Annotated in this window: 1 protein-coding gene; it reads left to right on the top strand. The window is 72.3% G+C overall.

Annotation, left to right across the window (positions count from 1 at the left end; all coding sequences use genetic code 11):
- Positions 1 to 553: ABC transporter substrate-binding protein (locus LPA54_RS35890; protein ID WP_228984740.1), on the top strand; the 553-nt coding region annotated here is incomplete at both ends.

Raw genomic sequence — 553 nt, 5'->3', positions numbered from 1 at the left:
GATCAAGGCCGCGCCCCGGCGCGTGGTCGTGCTGGACGTCGGCGAGTTCGACAACGTGGTGTCCCTGGGCCTGAAGCCGGTCGGCTACGCCCCCAGCGAGGGCGACGCGGCCATCCCCTCCTACCTGGAGAAGGGCGCGGGCGAGCCGAAGAGCGTCGGCACGATCAACAGCCTCAACCTCGAAGCCATCGCGGGCCTCCAACCCGACCTGATCCTCGGCAGCCAGCTCCGCGCCGCGGACAAGTACGACGAGCTGTCCAAGATCGCCCCCACCGTGTTCTCCATCCGTCCGGGCTTCACCTGGAAGGAGAACTACCTCCTCAACGCTCAGGCGCTGGACCGCACGAAGCAGGCCGAGTCGGCGCTCGCCGCGTACGAGGCGCTCCTCGCCCGCTACGAGGCCCGGGAGGGGTACGACGCCGACCACCGGGTGGACATCGCGCTGCACCACCTCGGCCTGCCCGGGCTGCGCCGCGAACGCCCGCTGGGCACCCTCTCCGGCGGTGAGCGCTCCCGGCTCGCCCTCGCGGGGGTCCTGGCCGGCCGGCCGGAG

The organism is Streptomyces sp. DH12 (assembly GCF_020873895.1).
In the GTDB taxonomy this organism is placed as follows: Bacteria; Actinomycetota; Actinomycetes; order Streptomycetales; family Streptomycetaceae; genus Streptomyces.
This window is presented reverse-complemented; position numbering and strand designations above follow the sequence as displayed.